We start from the raw sequence: 17,687 nt of genomic DNA, 5'->3' as shown, positions 1-17,687 counted from the left end.
ACCGGCGCCCCCGGACCCGCACCCCCGTCGGCTACCGGGGGTGCGGCGCCGGGGCGCGGGAGTCGCGCCGCGCCGCCTTGCCTCCCCGCCCCGGGGAGGCGGCGCTGCTCGGCTCCGACAGGACCCCGTGGCGCTGGTTCCACATCTGCCGGGTGATCAGGACGTCGAGCACCCCCCAGGTCGCCAGCACCGTGCCCGCTATGCCCCCGAGCATCATCGGGAAGGCCAGCCAGGACCCGGTCAGCGCGAGGAAGAACGTGATGGTGGCCTCCGTCAGCGTCACCGCCACGACCAACACCGCCCGCACCGACGCCGTCCGCACCGGATCGGGCATCCGTCGGCGCCGCGCCGGCTCCTCCACCCACAGGCCCCGCCCCGGCGCCTCGTCCGCCGCGCCGTCCTCCGCGTACATCCTCATGGTGCGCTCACTTCCCGCCCCGCGGACCGCCATGCCCGCGTGCCCCTGCGTCCTGTCAGACGACCGGAGGCGTCCGGAGATTCCCGGATCCCGGACATCCGCATCGTCCTCGAACCCCCCGGAACGAAGAATTCCAGCCATCCATGACCGTCGGGTGACCGAGGCCCCACCGAGTGTCATCTGCCACATATCGGGCCGGACTTGACCGGAAGTATCGGACAACTGGTGATCTTCGTCCAGGGGCCAGGCCGAAAACGTCCGGACACGCCTTCGAAGGGACTCCGTGTCAGTAGTAGGCTCACGCCGTTTAAATGACGGAACACCAACCCTGACAACGGGGTTGAGCTGGGGGAGGCTGGGGAGGCCATGCGCTTTCGCGGGAAGTCCATCCGCCGGAAGATCGTGGCGTTGCTCCTGGTGCCGCTCGTCTCCCTGACCGCCCTGTGGGGCTTCTCCACGGCGCTCACCGGACGTGAGGCCGTGCAACTCCTCGACGTCGCCTACGTCATCGGCAAGGTCGGCTACCCCATCGAGGACGTCGTCCGCGTCATCCAGAAGGAACGCCGCCAGACCCTCGTCCTGCTCGGCGACCCCCGCGCGATCGCCGCCTCCACCGAGCTCGCCAAGAGCCGGGGCGCCACCGACCGCGTGGTCCGCGACATCACCGCCAACGCAACGGACCCCGAGGTCGTCGAGGAACTCAACCCCCAGGCCGCGCAACGCCTGCGCTCGATCCTCGACGCCTTCCACGGCATCACCGCGCTGCGCCGCTCCGTCGACCAGAACGCCGTCGACCCGGGACAGGCGCTGGAGCTCTACAGCAGGCTCGTCGACCCCTGCTACGAGTTCCTGATGAACCTCCACGCGCTGGAGAACGTCGAGATGGACAAGCAGGGCCGCGCCCTCGTCGGCATCACCCGCGCCCGCGAGACCCTCTCGCGCGGCGACGCCGTCATCGCCTCGGCCCTCGCCGCCGGCAACGTCAGCTCCACGAACCTCCGCACCGTCTCCGACCTCGCCGCCAACCGCCGCCTGCTCTACGACTTCAACCTCGCGATCCTCCCGGCCGACGAGCGGACCCTCTTCGAGCGGTTCTGGAGCGGCCCCGAGACCAAGGCGCTGCGCGACGCGGAGGAACGGTTCATCACCGGCGGGACCGGCAAGACGAACCGCGCCGTCACCGCCGCCCAGTGGGACGAGGCCGCCAACAAGGTGCTCGGCGACCTCGCCACGATGGGCACCGCAGCCGGAGACCGCTACCAAAAGCGCGTCACGCCCATCGCCACCGGCGTCATGGTCCAGGCGGCCGTCGCCGGCATCCTCGGCTTCCTCGCCCTCGCCGTCTCCCTCCTGCTGTCCGTCCGCATCGGCCGCGACCTGATCCGCGACCTCTCCCGGCTCCGCAAGGACGCCCACGAGGCCTCCGGCGTCCGCCTGCCCAGCGTCATGCGCCGCCTCGCCGCCGGCGAGACGGTCGACGTGGAGACCGAGGCGCCCCACCTGGAGTTCGAGAAGGACGAGGTCGGACAGGTCGGCCAGGCCCTCAACAGCCTCCAGCGCGCCGCCGTCGAGGCCGCCGTCAAGCAGGCCGAGCTGCGCCGCGGCGTCTCCGAGGTGTTCGTCAACCTCGCCCGCCGCAACCAGGTCCTGCTGCACCGCCAGCTGACCCTGCTCGACACCATGGAACGGCGCACCGAGGACACCGAGGAACTCGCCGACCTGTTCCGCCTCGACCACATGACCACCCGCATGCGCCGGCACGCCGAGGGCCTGGTGATCCTCTCCGGCGCCGCCCCCTCCCGCCAGTGGCGCAAGCCCGTCCAGCTGATGGACGTCGTACGGGCCGCCGTCGCCGAGGTCGAGGACTACGAGCGCATCGAGGTCCGACGCCTGGCGCGCATCGGCATCGAGGGACCGGCCGTCGCCGACGTCACCCACCTCGTCGCCGAACTCCTGGAGAACGCCACCGTCTTCTCCCCGCCGCACACCGCCGTCCAGGTCCACGGCGAACGCGTCGCCAACGGCTTCACCCTGGAGATCCACGACCGCGGCCTCGGCATGAACCCCGAGGCGCTCCTCGACGCGAACCTGCGCCTCGCCGAGACCCCCGACTTCGAGCTCTCCGACACCGACCGCCTCGGCCTGTTCGTCGTCAGCCGCCTCGCGCGCCGCCACGGCATCAAGGTCGTCCTCCAGCCCAGCCCCTACGGCGGCACCACCGCGGTGGTCTTCCTGCCCGCGGACCTGCTGACCGAGGCCCCCGACACCAACGGCACCGGCCTGCGCCTGGACACCATCAAGAGCGCCAAGCACCTCAAGGGGGCCCCCGCGGGCAAGAAGCCCGAGCGACGGCCGGCCACCGCCCCGGGCGGACCGTCCGCCCGCTCCCTGCCCACCGGCGTGCTGAACGGCCCCGTCGAGCTGGAGGGCCCCGTCGGCCTCCTCGGTCTGGAGGGGCTGGACACCCTCGACGACACCGGTACGGCCGGACACGGCACGGGAGGCATCGCGGGCCTCACCGGCGTCGGCGGACGCCCCCCGATGGCCAGCCTCGACGACGAGACCCCGCCCGGCGGCATCCCGCGCAGCGCCCTGCTCGGCCTGCGCGCCGGCGACGCCCCCCACGCCGACCCGCACGCCGAACGCGGCGCCTGGAAGGGCGAGCGCGGCGCCGACCGCGACCGCGACAACGGAACGGGCCGCCCCCGCCCCGACCGCGACCCGCAGGCCCCCACCGGCCCGGTCCGGGCCGAACGCCCCCGCGCGGCCGGTGCGCGCCCCGAGGGCGCCCGCGGCGGCGGGACCGTGCCGCTGCCCCGCCGCCGCCCCACCCCCACCCTGGTCGCCGAGCACGGCCGCCGGGTGGAACCCCGCACCACCCCCGCGAAGGTCCCGACGCGATCCCAGGCACCGTCCTCCGGGGAGGCGCCCGCCGCGCCGGCCCCCGGCGGGCTGCCCCGCCGGGTCCGACAGGCGAACCTCGCGCCCCAGCTCAAGAACGGCCCGGCCGCGGCAGCGGCCGAAGCCCCCGCCGAGTCGGTCGCCGACCGCGACGCGGAGGACGTACGTACGCGTATGTCCGCCCTCCAGCGAGGCTGGACGGCGGGCCGCAACCAGCAGCACGCACAGCAGCAGTCCGAGACCGGGGCAGGCACCTCCGCCGCCGACGGCCGCGCGCACGAGAACGAAGGGGACGGTCGATGACCGCACCGCAGACCGGAAACGACACCCGGGGCCGGGGCTCCGGCCCGCTCAACTGGCTCCTCGACGAACTCGTCGACAAGGTCGGCAGCATCCGCAAGGCGGTCGTCCTCTCCGGCGACGGCCTGCCGACCGGCAGCTCCAAGGACCTCACCCGGGAGGACAGCGAGCACCTGGCCGCCGTGGCCTCCGGCTTCCACAGCCTCGCCAAGGGCGTCGGCCGGCACTTCGACTCCGGCCGCGTCCGCCAGACCGTCGTCGAACTGGACGAGGCCTTCCTCTTCGTCATGGCCGCCGGCGACGGCAGCTGCCTGGCCGTGCTCTCCGACGCCGACTCCGACGTCGGCCAGGTCGCCTACGAGATGACGCTGATGGTCAAGCGCGTCGGCGACCACCTGGCGACCGCCCCGCGCACCGGGCTGCCCGCCGGAGGGTGAGTCGGACGGCATGAGCGACCCAGGCCAGGACCACCCCCTCGGCGACCCCGGCACCCCGGGTGTCCCCGACGCGACACCCGAGGCCGGCCACCCGAGCTGGTTCGACGACGAGGCGGGTCCCGTCGTGCGTCCCTACGCGATGACCCGGGGCCGGACCAGCCACGCCGGCCAACACCGCCTCGACCTGATCGCCCTGGTGGTCGCCGAGCCGGCGGCCGACGATCCGGTCTGGGACATGACCCTGTCCCCGGAACACGCCCACATCCTCGGGCTGTGCCGGGAACGCCCCCAGTCGGTGGCGGAACTCTCCGCCGACCTGGACCTCGCCATAGGCGTCGTCCGGGTCCTCATCGGCGACCTCGTCGCCGACGAGCTGGTCCACGTGACCCGGCCGGTACCGCCGGCCGAACTGCCCGACGAATCCATACTGCGTGAGGTGATCGATGGCCTTCGGGCGCTCTAGCCGCACCGGCGCGATGCATGCCGTGTCGCCGGTCGAGCCGCTGACCCTGAAGATCCTGGTCGCGGGCGGCTTCGGGGTGGGCAAGACCACCCTGGTCAGCGCGGTGAGCGAGATACGCCCGCTGCGCACGGAGGAACGGCTCTCCGAACCGGGCGTCGGCATCGACGACACCGGGGGAGTGGAGGGCAAGAGCACCACCACCGTCGCCATGGACTTCGGCCGCATCACGCTGCGCGAGGACCTGGTGCTCTACCTCTTCGGTACGCCCGGCCAGGACCGCTTCTGGTTCCTGTGGGACGAACTGGCCCAGGGGTCGCTGGGGGCCGTCGTGCTCGCCGACACCCGACGGCTCGCCGACTGCTTCGCCGCGATCGACTACTTCGAACGGCGCGGCATTCCCTTCGTCGTCGCCGTCAACTGCTTCGACGGGGCGGCCCGCCATCCGGTGGTGACCGTCCGCGAGGCGCTCGACCTCGACGCCGAGGTGCCGGTGCTGCTCTGCGACGCCCGCGACCGGGAGTCCGTCAAGGACGTGCTCGTCGGGGTGGTGGAACACGCGATGTCGCTGGCCCGCGCCCGCCGCGCGAGCCTCGCCGCCAGGGCCTGACGCCCTCCGGAACAGGGGGTCGACACCCCTCCCGTGACGGCCCGCGGCATGGAGGCGGCCCGTACCCCCGCCGACTGGGGTACGGGCCGCGGCTCACATGGGGGGACACGGGGTCCCGGTCACGGCGCGGGACTGTGGGGAGAGTGTGAACCCGCCGCCGGGGGTCGTCAAGAGCGGTGACAACAGCCCCTGTTCACGGCCCCCGCGGCCCCGCCCCGGCCGCCGTCCCGGGGTCGTCCGTCCGGCGTCCGGTGGCCGCCGACAGCCGTCCGCCGCCACCGGGTCCGCCGCCGTCACGCCCGTCACCGCCACGTCTGCCGCCGTCACGTCCGTCACCGCACGGCGACGACCGCCGAACCGTGCCCGAACAGACCCTGGTTCGCGGTGATGCCGACCCGCGCCCCCCGCACCTGCCGCGCCCCGGCCGTACCCCGCAGCTGCCACGTCAGCTCGCACACCTGGGCGATGGCCTGCGCCGGCACCGCCTCCCCGAACGAGGCCAGCCCCCCGCTCGGGTTCACCGGGATCCGCCCGCCGAGCGCGGTCGCCCCCTCCCGTACGAGCTTCGCGCCCTCGCCCTCCCCGCACAGGCCGATGTCCTCGTACCACTGCAACTCCAGCGCGGTGGACAGGTCGTAGACCTCGGCCAGCGACAGGTCCCCCGGCCCCACCCCGGCCTCCTCGTACGCCGCGGCCGCGATCGAGGCCCGGAACGAACCGGCCGCGCCCCGCGAGGCCACCGAGCAGTCCGTCGCGATGTCCGGCAGGTCCAACACCGTACGGGGATACGTGGGCGTCACCGTCGACACCGCCCGGATCCGCACCGGGTCCGCCACCCCGTGCGCCCGCGCGAACCCCATGCTGCTCAGCACCAGCGCCGCGCCCCCGTCGGAGGTGGCGCAGATGTCCAGCAGCCGCAGCGGATCGGCGACCACCGCCGAGGCCGCGACCTCCTCGGCGGTGACCTCCTTGCGGTAGCGGGCGTTCGGGTTGAGCGCCCCGGCCGCCGCGTTCTTCACCTTGACCAGCGCGAAGTCCTCCAGGCCGTCCCCGTGCAGGGCCATGCGGCGCCGCGCGTACAGCCCGAAGTACGTCGGGTTCGTGGCGCCCAGCACCCTGAAGCGCAGCCAGTCCGGATCGTCGGGCCGCTCACCCCCGGCCGGGGCGAAGAAGCCCTTCGGCGCGGCGTCGGCGCCGACCACGAGCACCACGTCCGCCAGCCCGGCGAGGATCTGGGCGCGGGCGGTCCCGATGGCCTGGGCCCCCGAGGCGCAGGCCGCGTACACGCTGGTCACCCGTGCTCCCTGCCAGCCGAGCGCCTGCGCGAAGGTGGCCCCGGCGACGTAGCCGGGGTAGCCGCCGCGCACCGTGTCGGCGCCCACCACGGACCGTACGTCGGTCCACTCCAGGCCGGCGTCGGCGAGCGCGGCCCGCGCGGCGGCCCGCCCGTACTCGACGAAACTGCGGCCCCACTTGCCCCACGGGTGCATGCCCGCCCCCAGGACGGCGACGTCCCCGCTCACCGCGCCCCTCCCGCCGGCCGGAACCGCCAGGTCGTCCAGAGGGTGGAGGCGTCCTCGTGGAGAACCCCGGGCACCACCTCGACCTCGGTGCCGACGGCCAGGTCCGCCGGCGTCAGCCCCGGCTCCGCCTGCCCCAGCACCACCATCCCCTCGGCCTCCAGCTCCACCGCCACCAGGGTGTACGGCTCCCAGGGCGCCGCCGGATCGGACACGTACGGGGCGGGCGGCCGATAGCGGCCGTCCGTCACGGACCAGACCCGGCCGCGCGCGGACAGCGGCACCTTCGCGAGCTCGCCGCCGCCGGGGCAGCGCGGATTGCGGCAGTACGCCCCCTCGGGCGGGAAGAACACCGCCGTACAGGCCGAACACCGGGTGCCGAGCAGGCGGAAGCCGCCGCCGTCCGGTGCCTCCTCGGTGAACCACCCGCTCACGACGGGTGTGCGTGTGCGCTCCACGTGCCCCTCCCTCATCAGACTTCTGACGGATCGTCAGAAGTCTGTCACGGGCGGGCTTCCCTGGCACGGGTTCTCGACGGGCGACTTCCGCGCGATCACGGCCGCACGGAGGCGACGGAGACGGGGAAGTCGAAGTACGTGTCGGGGAAGGGTTCGGACCGCAGCGTGAAGTGCCACCACTCCTCGCGCAGGTTCACGAAGCCCGCCCCGCCCAGCACCCCCCGCAACAGCCGGCGGTTCGCGCGGGCCGCCTCGGACACCGCTCCGCTGTCCGTGTGCGACGGCGGACCGAAGAAGTCGAAGGGGGTTCCCATGTCCACCTCCCGCCCGCCGACCGGCCAAACCAGCGTGACGTCCACGGTGGCGCCGCGCGAATGCCCGGACCTCTCCGCGATGTAACCCTCGGGAATCAGGCGGCCCTTGTCGACGTCCGGATAGAACTCCGCCTTGGCCGCCGGATCGTCCGGCTCGGCCGCCCACCGCACGAACCGGTCCACCGCCCGCTGCGGCCGGTAACAGTCGTACACCTTCAACCCGTAGCCCCGGCGCAGCAGATCCCGCTGCGCCCGCCGCAACGCCCGCGCCGCCGGACGGGTCAACAGGCACACCGGCTCCGCGTACCCGTCCACGACCCCACCCGTGAAGTTCCGCGTCCCCGCGTACCGGACGTCCTCGGCGATCCCCGGATCCACGTCCCGGAGCGCCACGAACCCCGCGTCCCGCCCCGGCCCGGCCGAACCGGTCGCGGACGAACGAGTCGCGGCCGAACCGCTCGCGGCCGAACCGGTCGCGGCCGAACCGGTCGCCGGCGCGGCGGGCCCGGACGAAGGCACCACCAGAGCGACGAGCACCGCCACCACCACCATCCTCATGCCCCTTGGCATAGCATCACCGCATGCCTCACGACACGGGAAACGCGCACTGCCCCACCTGCGGAAACCGGTTCGACTCCACCGACTGGCCGCGCGCCTGCGCCGCCTGCGGAGCCGTCTCCTACCGCAACCCGCTCCCGGTGGCCGTCGCCCTGCTCCCCGTGGAGGACGCCGACGGCACCGGACTGGTCGTCATCACCCGCACCATCGAACCCGCCCTCGGCGGCGTGGCCCTCCCCGGCGGGTTCGTCGACTTCGGCGAGGACTGGCGCGAGGCCGTCGTCCGCGAACTGCGCGAGGAGACCGGCATCGAGGCCCCCGTCGAGGAGGTCTCCCTCGCCGACGTGCTCAGCTCCCCGGCGGGCCACCTCCTCGTCTTCGGCCTCCTGCCCCCGCGCCCGACCGCCGACCTGCCCCCGTCCACCGCGACCGACGAGACCACCGGCTGGCACGTCCTGCGCGCCCCGGCCGAACTGGCCTTCCCCCTCCACACCCGCGCCGCCGCGTCCTGGTTCGCCGGCCGCTACGCGTAGACCCGCCCGCCCCTCACAGCGGCAGATCGCGCACCACGGCGGCCAGGGCGACCACCCCGACCGTCGTGCACGCGACGACCGCGCCCCGGGCCCACAACACCCGGGCGGCGACCCCGCGCCCGCGCAGCAGCGCGCCCGCCGCCAGCGGCAGCACCGCCCCCGCCGTCGCCAGCGCCCACACCCGGCCGAAGCCCGGCGGCGCACCCGCCAGGGTCCGCAGCCACCAGTGGACCAGCCACGCCGGCGCCGCCGACACCGCCACCGTCAGCACCCCGAGCGCCACCGGCTCCGGCCACGCGCACCACCGCGCCGTCAGGCGCCCCAGTAACGCCAGCGGCTTGACCAGCAGCCACCCGTGCAGGAACCCGGCGGCCGCCCAGACGAGCGCGCCGACCCCGAGCGCGGCGAACGACCCGCCGGCCGTGCCCCCGGTCACCAGCAGCAGCGCCCACACCGTGAGCAGCTGCCAGGTCCCGACGACCTCGGCGCCCGGCGCCGGGTCCCGACGGCGCGCCCCCGGCCGCCGGATCATCGCGTACGGCCGCGCCGCGCTCAACAAGACCACCACTGACTCCGATCCCCACGGTCCACGGCGCCCCCTCGGCGCCGCCGGCAGGGTGCCCCACCCGCCTACCGCCCCCCTATACGCCCCGGACGCGCCCGGCCCGCCACCCGCGCCGCCGGCGCTACGCGAGCCCCCGTACGTCGACCCCCTCCACCACCGCCCCGGCCTCGTCCTCGACCACCACCGCCGCTCCCGCCCACCGCACGGCGTACCGCTCCACCGTGCCCGCCGCGAACCCCGGCCCCGGATCCCGCACCACCACCCCGCCACCGGTCCGCCCGCGCGCCGGGGCCCAGGCCTCCAGGCCGACCGACCCGTCCCCCCGCCGCACCGGGAGCACCGCCCCGGCCCGCGCCAGCACCGGCGTCCGTCCGGGCGGCGCGTCGAGCAACACCTGCCCGGGACCCTCGTACGCCGCCCCCGTGGCCGTGTCGTACCAACGCCCCCGGGGCAACCGCACCGCCCGCCGGTCCGACCCCGGCTCCAACACCGGGGCCACCAGCAACGCGTCCCCCAACAGGAACGCGTCCTCGCAGTCCCGCAACACCCGGTCCTCCGGCGCCCCCCACCACAGCGGACGGACGTACGGAGCCCCCGTGCGCCGCGCCAGGTGCGCCAGCGTCACGAAGTACGGCCGCAGCCGCTCCCGCTCCGCCAACACCCCGGCCGCGAGCCGCTCCACCTCCGGCCCGAACTCCCACGGCTCGCGCCGCCCCGCCCAGATCGCCGCGTGCGTGCGGAACAACGGCAGGTACGCCCCCAGTTGCAGCCACCGCAGGTACAGCTCCGGCGAGGGCGACCCCCCGAACCCCCCGACGTCCGGACCCGAGTAGGGCACCCCGCACAGCCCGAGCCCCAGCACCAGCGCCAACGAGGAACGCAGCCCCTCCCAGCTGGACTCCACGTCCCCCGACCACGTGCCCCCGTACCGCTGCATGCCCGCCCACCCGGAGCGGGAGAACAGGAACGGCCGCTCGTCCGGCCGCAGCCGCACCAACCCCTCCCACCCGGCGCGGGCCATCGCCAGCGCGTACACGTTGTGCGCCTCGCGGTGGTCCCCGCCGGCGCCCTCCAGCACGTGCCGCGCGGACCTCGGCAGCGTCGCGTCCCCCCACGGCACGAAGGACACCGGCTCGTTCATGTCGTGCCAGAAACCCGCGAAGCCCTGCGCGAACCGCTCCTCGTACAGGGCGCCCCACCACTCCCGCACCGCCGGGTCCGTGAAGTCCGGATAGGCGCACTCACCCGGCCAGACCTCGCCGCGCACCTCCTCGCCCCCCGCGCCCCGGACGAACGCACCCCGCCGCCCGACCGCCGATCCGGCCGCGTGCAGCGCGTCCCCCGCCTTCACCGCCGGGTCCACGATCGACACCAGCCGCACCCCCCGCCCCCTCAACTCGCCGGCCAGCCCGGGTAGATCGGGGAACGCGACCCGGTCCACGGTGAACACCCGGTGCGCGTCGTAGTGGTCGATGTCCAGGTGCAGGGCCGACAGCGCGAGCCCCCGGTCCCGGTACCCGTCCGCCACCCGGCGCACCTCCGCCCCGCTCCCGAACCCCCACCGCGCGTGCTGGTAGCCGAGCGCCCACTCCGGCGGCACCGCGGGCGCCCCCGTCAGCCCCGCCCAGCCCCCGAGCACCCGCGCCGGCGTCCCCGTCAACACCCAGCAGCGCGCGGGCCCGCCCTCCATCCGCAGCTCGCTCGACCCCGGCCGGTCGGCGCCCGATCCGGCCCCCTCCTCGCCCTCGCGGACCAGGACGCGCCCGTCCCAGGTGTTGTCGTGGAACGCCAGGTGCGTCCCCGCGTCCGCGACCACCAACTGCACCGGCATCGTGATGTACAGCGGATCGGCGCCCGGCCCGAACCCGCCCTTCGGGTCGGTGTTCCACAGCCGGTACTCCCCGTCCCGCAGCCGGGGCCCCGAGGCCCGCCCGCCCAGCCCGAAGAACCGCGCGTCCGGGGCCACCTCCGCCCGCTGCGCCCACCGCGACCCCCCGGGCGCCGGCGCGCCCCCCGCCCCGTCCCCGTCCGAGGGCGGAGCGTCGACCCCGTCCGCGCCGGCCCCCGCGTCCGCCCCCGCGTCCGCCCCGACCGGATCCCACCACCGCGGCGGCAGCTCCCGCCGCAACACCGCACCGCCCGGGGTCCGCACCTCCACCACCCCGTGCCGCGACACCGCCACCGTCACCCGCTCCGACACCACCCGCCAGCCACCCCCGGTGTCCGGCTCCAGCACCGCCCGCGGATCCGGCTCCGGCCCCCCGCCCACCACCGCGTACGAGGGCTCCGGCCGCGCCCCGTCCCAGCCCCAGAACACGGCGCCGCCCACGGTGACCCGTACCAGCAGCTCCGACCGCGCGAAGCGCAGCAGCCCCCCGCCCGGCAGCTCCCGCGTCCCCTCCAACAGGCCCGGCACCCGTGCCCGCTCCGCACCCCGGGGCGCGAGCCCCCGTGCGTCCGCCCGCCGATGCCGCCAGGCCGAGCGCCAGGCGCGCCGCCCGCGCGCCGTACCGATCTCTTTCACCGCACGCACCAGTTCACGACCGTCCATGCCGATCACCCTGCCACCGGGCCCCGCCCGCGCGCGGTGCGTTCAACTGCCGTTCACCCGGAAAACGATCAATCGCGACCACCCGGGACGGCTCTGGTGCGGATGTCGATCACATGGCATCGTCCCTGTGAGCCGCCACGCGCACACGACGCCGGGGTGGCACCGTACGCACACCAAGCGCGAGCCACAGATTTCGACCGGGAGCCGACCCATGACCTCAGCCATCCAGCCGGAACCCCTCTGGTCCCCGAGCCCCGACAGGATCGCCGCGGCCCGTATCACCGCCTTCCAGGCCTGGGCGGCCGAACGCTTCGACGCCCCCGCCGACGGCGGCTACCCGGCCCTGCACCGCTGGTCCGTCGACGAGCTCGACGTCTTCTGGCAGGCCCTCGCCGAATGGTTCGACGTACGCTTCACCACCCCCTACGAGAGCGTCCTCGCCGACCGCGCCATGCCGGGCGCCCGCTGGTTCACCGGCTCCACCCTCAACTACGCCGAGCACGCCCTGCGCGCCGGCGAGGACGGCGCCCGCGCCGACGAGCCCGCCCTCCTGGCCGTCGACGAGACCCACGAGCCCACCCCCGTGACCTGGTCCGAGCTGCGCCGTCAGGTCGGCTCCCTCGCCGCCGAACTGCGCGCCCTCGGCGTGCGCCCGGGCGACCGCGTCAGCGGCTACCTCCCCAACATCCCCGAGGCCGTCGTCGCCCTCCTCGCCACCGCGGCCGTCGGCGGCGTCTGGACCTCCTGCGCCCCCGACTTCGGCGCCCGCAGCGTCCTCGACCGCTTCCAGCAGGTCGAGCCGGTGGTCCTCTTCACCGTCGACGGCTACCGCTACGGCGGCAAGGAGCACGACCGCCGCGAGACCGTCGCCGAGCTGCGCGCCGAGCTGCCCTCGCTCAAGGCCGTCGTGCACATCCCGCTCCTGGGCACCCCCGCCCCCGAGGGCACCCGCCCCTGGTCCGAGCTGACCTCGAACGACACCGAGCCGGTCTTCGAGCCCGTCCCCTTCGACCACCCGCTGTGGATCCTCTACTCCTCCGGCACGACCGGCGTCCCCAAGGCGATCGTCCAGTCGCAGGGCGGCATCCTCCTGGAGCACCTCAAGCAGCTCGGCCTGCACTGCGACCTGGGCCCGGAGGACCGCTTCTTCTGGTACACCTCCACCGGCTGGATGATGTGGAACTTCCTCGTCTCCGGCCTGCTCACCGGCACGACCGTCGTCCTCTACGACGGCAGCCCCGGCTTCCCCGACACCGGCGCCCAGTGGCGGATCGCCGAGCGCACCGGCGCCACCCTCTACGGCACCTCCGCCGCGTACGTCATGGCCTGCAAGAAGGCCGAGGTCCACCCGGCCCGCGACTTCGACCTCTCCGCCGTGAAGTGCGTGGCCACCACCGGCTCCCCGCTCCCGCCCGACGGCTTCCGCTGGCTCCACGACGAGGTCGCCGCGGACCTGTGGATCGCCTCCGTCAGCGGCGGCACCGACGTGTGCAGCTGCTTCGCCGGCGGCGTCCCCACGCTGCCCGTGCACATCGGCGAACTCCAGGCCCCCTCCCTCGCCACCGACCTCCAGGCCTGGGACCCCGCCGGCAAGCCCCTGACCGGGGAGGTCGGCGAACTGATCGTCGCCGCCCCGCTGCCCTCCATGCCGATCCACTTCTGGAACGACCCGGACGGCGACCGCTACCGCGAGAGCTACTTCGAGATGTTCCCCGGCGCCTGGCGCCACGGGGACTGGATCACGATCACCGACCACGGCTCCGTCGTCATCCACGGCCGCTCCGACTCCACCCTCAACCGGCAGGGCGTCCGCATGGGCTCCGCCGACATCTACGAGGCCGTCGAACGCCTCCCCGAGATCAAGGAATCCCTCGTCATCGGCCTGGAGGAGCCGAACGGCGGCTACTGGATGCCGCTGTTCGTCCACCTCGCCCCCGGGACCGCCCTCGACGACGAGCTCCGCAAGAAGATCAACGCCACCATCCGCGAGCAGCTCTCCCCGCGCCACGTGCCCGACGAGATCATCGAGATCCCGGCCGTCCCGCACACCCTCACCGGCAAGCGCATCGAGGTCCCCGTCAAGCGCCTCCTCCAGGGCACCCCGATGGACAGGGCCGTCAACCCCGGCTCCGTCGACCGCCCCGAACTGCTCGCCTTCTACGAGGAGCTCGCCCGCACTCGGAAGTGACTGTCAGTGCCCGTGATTACTCTGAGTGAGCAAGCCGTTTCGATGCTCGCACCACTCAGGGGGAACCATGAAGGGCACGCCCGGTACGCCGGACACACCACCCGCCTCGCCGCGCCGCACCAAGCGCACCGCCTCGCGGCGCCGTGAGCTGCGCCGCGAGGTCGCCGGCACCGTCGGCCTCCTCGCCGACGCCGGGGACTTCGCGGCCATGCGGGACTACCGCAGCTTCGACTTCGACCACCACGACGACTACACCGACTACCTCGACCACATGGACGCCCTGCTCCGCTCCCTCGCGGCCCAGGGCCTCCACACCACCGTCGCCCTCTTCGACCCCGACGAATACGCCGACTACTGCGCCGACCACGGCCTCGACCCCGACAGCGCGGGCACCCGCACCCGCTTCACCGCCGAACTCGCCGCGTCCGCCGCCGCCCTGCCCTACACCGGCCAACCCATCGCCGAGCTGCTCACGCTCCTCGTCGACGAAGCCGTCCGCCAGGCCACCCGGGAGTACGCGACCACCCTGCTCGCCACCGCCGGCCCCTGCGCCGACTGCGGCCACGACATCGGCCGCGCCTGCCTCGAACGGGCCGCCGAACTGCTCCGCCGCCTCCTCGCCGGAGCCGGCCCCGGCCACCACCACCTGGTGTGCAGCGTCCCGGCCACGGAGGAACAACTCGTCGCGGTCCTGCACGCCCAGGTCCCCGACACCCCGGGCACCCCCTCCGCGCCCCCGCACGTCGACGGCCGCGAGGCCCTCGACTTCACCGCCGTCCTCGCCGCCGGCCTCGCCCTGGGCGGCCCCGGGGGACTGGTGCTGCGCAGCACCACCGAGGGATTCGAGGACCGCGTCCACGGCTGGCGCCTCGACAGGGGCCGCCTGCTCCCGCTCACCGCGGCGGCCGTGTTCGACGCCTACTGCACGGACGCCGACACCGGCGAACCCGTCCCCCCGGAACCCGGCGTCACCCACGCCCCCGGCTACGAGGTGGACCTCCCTGACCCCCACCACGGGAGGTAAGCGCACCCCGGCACCGGGCACGGGAAACGACCGAGGGGCCCCCGCCACCGGCGAAGGCCCCTCGATCGGCGATCACGCCGCCCGGCTACTCGCCGGACAGCACCGCCTGCGCGGCCACACGGGCCTCTTCCGCCGTGTCGGCGGCACGGGCGGCGGCAGCCGCCCGCTCACACTGCGCCAGCGTGTACTTGGCGAGCGTCGCCCGCACGTACGGGATCGAGGCGGCACCCATCGACAGGGAGGTGACACCCAGACCCGTCAGCACACACGCCAGCAGCGGGTCCGAAGCGGCCTCGCCACAGACACCGCAGCTCTTGCCCTCCGCCTTGGCGGCCTCGGCCGACATGGCGATCAGGTCGAGCAGCGCCGGCTGCCACGGGTCCTGGAGCCGGGACACGGCGCCCACCTGACGGTCGGCGGCGAAGGCGTACTGCGCGAGGTCGTTGGTCCCCAGCGAGAGGAACTCCACCTCCTGCAGGATCGAGCGCGCCCGCAGCGCGGCGGAGGGGATCTCCACCATCGCGCCGAACTTCGCCCGCAGCCCCGCCTCACGACAGGCGTCGGCGAAGGCCTTCGCGTCGATCCGGTCGGCCACCATCGGCGCCATGACCTCGAGGTAGACCGGCAGCCCCTCGGCGGCCTTGGCCAGCGCGGTGAGCTGCGTGCGCAGCACCTCCGGGTGGTCCAGCAGGGTGCGCAGACCACGGACGCCAAGAGCTGGGTTCGGCTCGTCGCCCGGGGTCAGGAAGTCGAGCGGCTTGTCGGCGCCCGCGTCCAGCACGCGCACCACGACGCGCCCCTCGGGGAACGCCTCCAGCACCTTGCGGTACGACTCGATCTGCTTCTCCTCGGACGGCGCCTTCTTGCTGTCGTCCAGGAAGAGGAACTCGGTCCGGAAGAGGCCCACGCCCTCGGCCCCGGCCTCCACGGCCGCCGGCACGTCGGCGGGACCGCCGACGTTCGCCAGCAGCGGCACCTTGTGACCGTCGGAGGTCGCGCCCGGACCGGAGGAGGAGGCCAGCGCCGCCTTCCGCTCGGCGGCCGCGGCCTCCAGCTCGGCCCGCTTCTCCGCGGTCGGCTCGACGAACAGGTCGCCGGTGCTGCCGTCGACCGCGATGACCGTGCCCTCGGCGATCTCGCCGGCACCCGGCAGCGCCACGATGGCCGGCACGCCCAGCGCCCGCGCGAGGATCGCGCTGTGGCTGGTCGGACCGCCCTCTTCCGTGACGAACCCGAGCACGAGCGCGGGGTCGAGCAGCGCCGTGTCGGCGGGGGCCAGGTCCCGCGCGATCAGCACGTACGGCTCGTCACTGTCCGGAACACCCGGCATCGGCACGCCCAGCAGCCGGGCGACGATGCGGTTGCGCACGTCGTCCAGGTCCGCCACACGGCCCGCCATGTACTCGCCGGCCCCCGCGAGCAGGTCGCGGTAGGAGGCGAAGGCGTCGTAGACACCGCGCTCGGCGGTGCTGCCGACGGCGATGCGCCGGTCCACGTCAGCCATCAGCTCGGGGTCCGTGGCGATCATCGCCTGGGCCTCCAGCACGTGCTGAGCCTCGCCACCGGCCAGCTGGCCGCGCGCGATCAGGTCGGCCGACACCGCCTCGACGGCCTGACGGGCGCGCCCCTGTTCGCGCTCCGCCTCGTCCGCGGTGATCTGCTTGGCCGGCGGCTCCAGGACCGCCGTACCCATGTGCCGCACCTCGCCGATCGCCACACCGTGGCTCACGCCGACGCCTCGCAGCGTTGTCTCCATTTCACCCGTCTCCGATTGAGCGGCGGGCCCAGCCGCCGCGGTGGATGTCCGACCCGCCCGTACGGGGCGGACGTGTCAGCGCCAGCTGAAGAGAACGTCCCCGGCCTTGACGTCGCCGTCCTCGTTCACGTCGCCGAGGGAATCGGCGGTGGCCTCCAGTGCCACGACGGGGCAGATCGGCGACTTGCCGGCTTCCTCGACGGCCTGCGGGTTCCAGCGGATGACGGCCTGACCGCGGGTCACGGTGTCGCCCTTGTTCACGAGGAGCTCGAAGCCCTCGCCGTTGAGCTGGACGGTGTCGATCCCGAGGTGCGTGAGCACACCGTGGCCCTCGCCGTCGACGACGACGTACGCGTGGGGGTGCAGGGAGACGACCACACCGTCGACGGGGGCCACCGCCTCCGAGGGCTCGCGCACGGGATCAATGGCGGTGCCCGGTCCCACCATCGCGCCGGAGAACACCGGATCCGGCACAGCCGCGAGTCCGATGGCACGCCCGGCAAGTGGGGACGAGACGCTGGTCATGGGGGCCTCCCAGGGGGTGGGGCTTCATCGTGTCGCCGTCACTACGTGTCGCGAACGGCGTACTCGTCAGAAGGATATGTCACTGGATGTTCGGGTTCGCCCGATGTTGGTCCCGATCCGGGCTGGCCCTTTGGCACGGAGACTAGTGGACTAGACCGGTGGACTAGACCATACGCGTGAATCGATTTGCCTGCGCACCACCGGCGCTGTACTGTCGTGACTCCCGCCAGGACGTGCCGCGTGAACAACTCGCGAACAGTCGGTGGACGGGACTCCTTCTCAAGCAGTGATCATCCGGATCTCCGGTTGCCGCTCATTCCGTATGCCCTTTCGGTAAACGGCGAGTGGTCGGAGAGACGAAAGAACGCTGATAGAGTGGGAACCGCCGGAAAGGGAAAGCGCGAAAGCGCAGAACCTGGAAAGCGCCGAGGAAAATCGGGCCCGAAAGAGTCTGATAGAGTCGGAAACGCAAGAACAGAACGAAAGCCCGGAGGAAAGCCCGAGAGGGTGAGTACAAAGGAAGCGTCCGTTCCTTGAGAACTCAACAGCGTGCCAAAAATCAACGCCAG

At 73.9% G+C, this 17,687-nt stretch carries 16 protein-coding genes; 7 read left to right on the top strand and 9 right to left on the bottom strand.

Features of this window, described 5'->3' with window-relative positions:
* Positions 1 to 31: 31 nt before the first annotated feature.
* Positions 32 to 418: a hypothetical protein gene (locus AB0D01_RS17345; RefSeq protein WP_363056035.1), complete on the bottom strand. Its 387-nt coding sequence runs from the start codon at positions 416 to 418 to the stop codon at positions 32 to 34.
* Between the two features lie 366 nt (positions 419 to 784).
* Between AB0D01_RS17345 and AB0D01_RS17340 the strand changes: the two genes are divergently transcribed.
* From AB0D01_RS17340 to AB0D01_RS17325, 4 genes are read left to right on the top strand one after another with little or no spacing between them, the layout of a single operon-like run.
* The gene (locus AB0D01_RS17340; RefSeq protein ID WP_363056034.1) at positions 785 to 3,622 is read left to right on the top strand and encodes a nitrate- and nitrite sensing domain-containing protein; all 2,838 of its coding nucleotides are present in this window, start codon (positions 785 to 787) and stop codon (positions 3,620 to 3,622) included.
* Positions 3,619 to 4,056 carry a roadblock/LC7 domain-containing protein gene (locus AB0D01_RS17335; RefSeq protein ID WP_363056033.1) on the top strand — a complete coding sequence of 146 codons (438 nt, stop codon included), beginning with the start codon at positions 3,619 to 3,621 and terminating at the stop codon, positions 4,054 to 4,056. Before AB0D01_RS17340 ends, AB0D01_RS17335 begins: the two co-directional genes overlap by 4 nt.
* 10 nt (positions 4,057 to 4,066) lie before the next feature.
* Complete coding sequence (locus tag AB0D01_RS17330) at positions 4,067 to 4,519, top strand: DUF742 domain-containing protein (protein WP_363056032.1); 453 nt, start codon at positions 4,067 to 4,069, stop codon at positions 4,517 to 4,519.
* Positions 4,500 to 5,126, top strand: a complete 627-nt coding sequence (locus AB0D01_RS17325; protein WP_363056031.1) for an ATP/GTP-binding protein — start codon at positions 4,500 to 4,502, stop codon at positions 5,124 to 5,126. The genes AB0D01_RS17330 and AB0D01_RS17325 overlap by 20 nt, the downstream gene beginning before the upstream one ends.
* A gap of 332 nt (positions 5,127 to 5,458) precedes the next feature.
* Here AB0D01_RS17325 and AB0D01_RS17320 read toward each other — a convergent pair whose 3' ends face one another.
* The 3 genes from AB0D01_RS17320 to AB0D01_RS17310 all read right to left on the bottom strand — a co-directional run bounded on the left by AB0D01_RS17320 (position 5,459) and on the right by AB0D01_RS17310 (position 7,976).
* Positions 5,459 to 6,649: a lipid-transfer protein gene (locus AB0D01_RS17320; protein WP_363056030.1), complete on the bottom strand. Its 1,191-nt coding sequence runs from the start codon at positions 6,647 to 6,649 to the stop codon at positions 5,459 to 5,461.
* Positions 6,646 to 7,119 carry a zinc ribbon domain-containing protein gene (locus tag AB0D01_RS17315; RefSeq protein WP_363056029.1) on the bottom strand — a complete coding sequence of 158 codons (474 nt, stop codon included), beginning with the start codon at positions 7,117 to 7,119 and terminating at the stop codon, positions 6,646 to 6,648. The genes AB0D01_RS17320 and AB0D01_RS17315 overlap by 4 nt, the downstream gene beginning before the upstream one ends.
* Positions 7,120 to 7,199: 80 nt before the next feature.
* Positions 7,200 to 7,976 (bottom strand): M15 family metallopeptidase, encoded by a 777-nt coding sequence (locus tag AB0D01_RS17310; protein ID WP_363056028.1) that lies wholly within the window; start codon positions 7,974 to 7,976, stop codon positions 7,200 to 7,202.
* A 23-nt stretch (positions 7,977 to 7,999) separates the two neighbouring features.
* Here AB0D01_RS17310 and AB0D01_RS17305 point away from each other — a divergent pair, with 23 nt between their 5' ends.
* Positions 8,000 to 8,509 carry an NUDIX domain-containing protein gene (locus AB0D01_RS17305; protein WP_363056027.1) on the top strand — a complete coding sequence of 170 codons (510 nt, stop codon included), beginning with the start codon at positions 8,000 to 8,002 and terminating at the stop codon, positions 8,507 to 8,509.
* Between the two features lie 13 nt (positions 8,510 to 8,522).
* Here AB0D01_RS17305 and AB0D01_RS17300 read toward each other — a convergent pair whose 3' ends face one another.
* Positions 8,523 to 9,065, bottom strand: a complete 543-nt coding sequence (locus AB0D01_RS17300) for a hypothetical protein (protein ID WP_363056026.1) — start codon at positions 9,063 to 9,065, stop codon at positions 8,523 to 8,525.
* 130 nt (positions 9,066 to 9,195) lie between these two features.
* Entirely contained in the window at positions 9,196 to 11,625 is a 2,430-nt protein-coding gene (locus AB0D01_RS17295) for a glycoside hydrolase family 31 protein (RefSeq protein WP_363056025.1), read from the bottom strand.
* A gap of 211 nt (positions 11,626 to 11,836) precedes the next feature.
* Between AB0D01_RS17295 and AB0D01_RS17290 the strand changes: the two genes are divergently transcribed.
* Positions 11,837 to 13,813 carry an acetoacetate--CoA ligase gene (locus AB0D01_RS17290; RefSeq protein WP_363056024.1) on the top strand — a complete coding sequence of 659 codons (1,977 nt, stop codon included), beginning with the start codon at positions 11,837 to 11,839 and terminating at the stop codon, positions 13,811 to 13,813.
* Between the two features lie 67 nt (positions 13,814 to 13,880).
* Positions 13,881 to 14,837, top strand: coding sequence for a hypothetical protein (locus tag AB0D01_RS17285; protein WP_363056023.1), 957 nt, complete (start codon positions 13,881 to 13,883; stop codon positions 14,835 to 14,837).
* Positions 14,838 to 14,922: 85 nt separating this feature from the next.
* Here the strand turns inward: AB0D01_RS17285 and ptsP are convergent, their stop codons facing one another.
* From ptsP to AB0D01_RS17270, 3 genes are all read right to left on the bottom strand, one after another.
* On the bottom strand, positions 14,923 to 16,593 hold the full coding sequence (ptsP, locus tag AB0D01_RS17280; protein ID WP_363056022.1) for a phosphoenolpyruvate--protein phosphotransferase: 1,671 nt from the start codon (positions 16,591 to 16,593) through the stop codon (positions 14,923 to 14,925).
* A gap of 75 nt (positions 16,594 to 16,668) precedes the next feature.
* On the bottom strand, positions 16,669 to 17,118 hold the full coding sequence (locus AB0D01_RS17275; protein ID WP_363056021.1) for a PTS glucose transporter subunit IIA: 450 nt from the start codon (positions 17,116 to 17,118) through the stop codon (positions 16,669 to 16,671).
* Between the two features lie 290 nt (positions 17,119 to 17,408).
* The coding region (locus AB0D01_RS17270) for a hypothetical protein (protein WP_363056020.1) at positions 17,409 to 17,687 on the bottom strand (279 nt) is incomplete at its 5' end.

The organism is Streptomyces sp. NPDC048606 (genome assembly GCF_040650855.1).
Classification (GTDB): domain Bacteria; phylum Actinomycetota; class Actinomycetes; order Streptomycetales; family Streptomycetaceae; genus Streptomyces.
This window is presented reverse-complemented; position numbering and strand designations above follow the sequence as displayed.

Coding starts and splice junctions, on each gene's coding strand:
- ptsP (WP_363056022.1), bottom strand. CDS start 16,593: ATGGAGACAACGCTGCGAGGCGTCGGCGTGAGCCACGGTGTGGCGATC.
- AB0D01_RS17335 (WP_363056033.1), top strand. CDS start 3,619: ATGACCGCACCGCAGACCGGAAACGACACCCGGGGCCGGGGCTCCGGC.
- AB0D01_RS17345 (WP_363056035.1), bottom strand. CDS start 418: ATGAGGATGTACGCGGAGGACGGCGCGGCGGACGAGGCGCCGGGGCGG.
- AB0D01_RS17315 (WP_363056029.1), bottom strand. CDS start 7,119: ATGAGGGAGGGGCACGTGGAGCGCACACGCACACCCGTCGTGAGCGGG.
- AB0D01_RS17325 (WP_363056031.1), top strand. CDS start 4,500: ATGGCCTTCGGGCGCTCTAGCCGCACCGGCGCGATGCATGCCGTGTCG.
- AB0D01_RS17330 (WP_363056032.1), top strand. CDS start 4,067: ATGAGCGACCCAGGCCAGGACCACCCCCTCGGCGACCCCGGCACCCCG.
- AB0D01_RS17340 (WP_363056034.1), top strand. CDS start 785: ATGCGCTTTCGCGGGAAGTCCATCCGCCGGAAGATCGTGGCGTTGCTC.
- AB0D01_RS17295 (WP_363056025.1), bottom strand. CDS start 11,625: ATGGACGGTCGTGAACTGGTGCGTGCGGTGAAAGAGATCGGTACGGCG.
- AB0D01_RS17305 (WP_363056027.1), top strand. CDS start 8,000: ATGCCTCACGACACGGGAAACGCGCACTGCCCCACCTGCGGAAACCGG.
- AB0D01_RS17290 (WP_363056024.1), top strand. CDS start 11,837: ATGACCTCAGCCATCCAGCCGGAACCCCTCTGGTCCCCGAGCCCCGAC.
- AB0D01_RS17285 (WP_363056023.1), top strand. CDS start 13,881: ATGAAGGGCACGCCCGGTACGCCGGACACACCACCCGCCTCGCCGCGC.
- AB0D01_RS17310 (WP_363056028.1), bottom strand. CDS start 7,976: ATGAGGATGGTGGTGGTGGCGGTGCTCGTCGCTCTGGTGGTGCCTTCG.
- AB0D01_RS17275 (WP_363056021.1), bottom strand. CDS start 17,118: ATGACCAGCGTCTCGTCCCCACTTGCCGGGCGTGCCATCGGACTCGCG.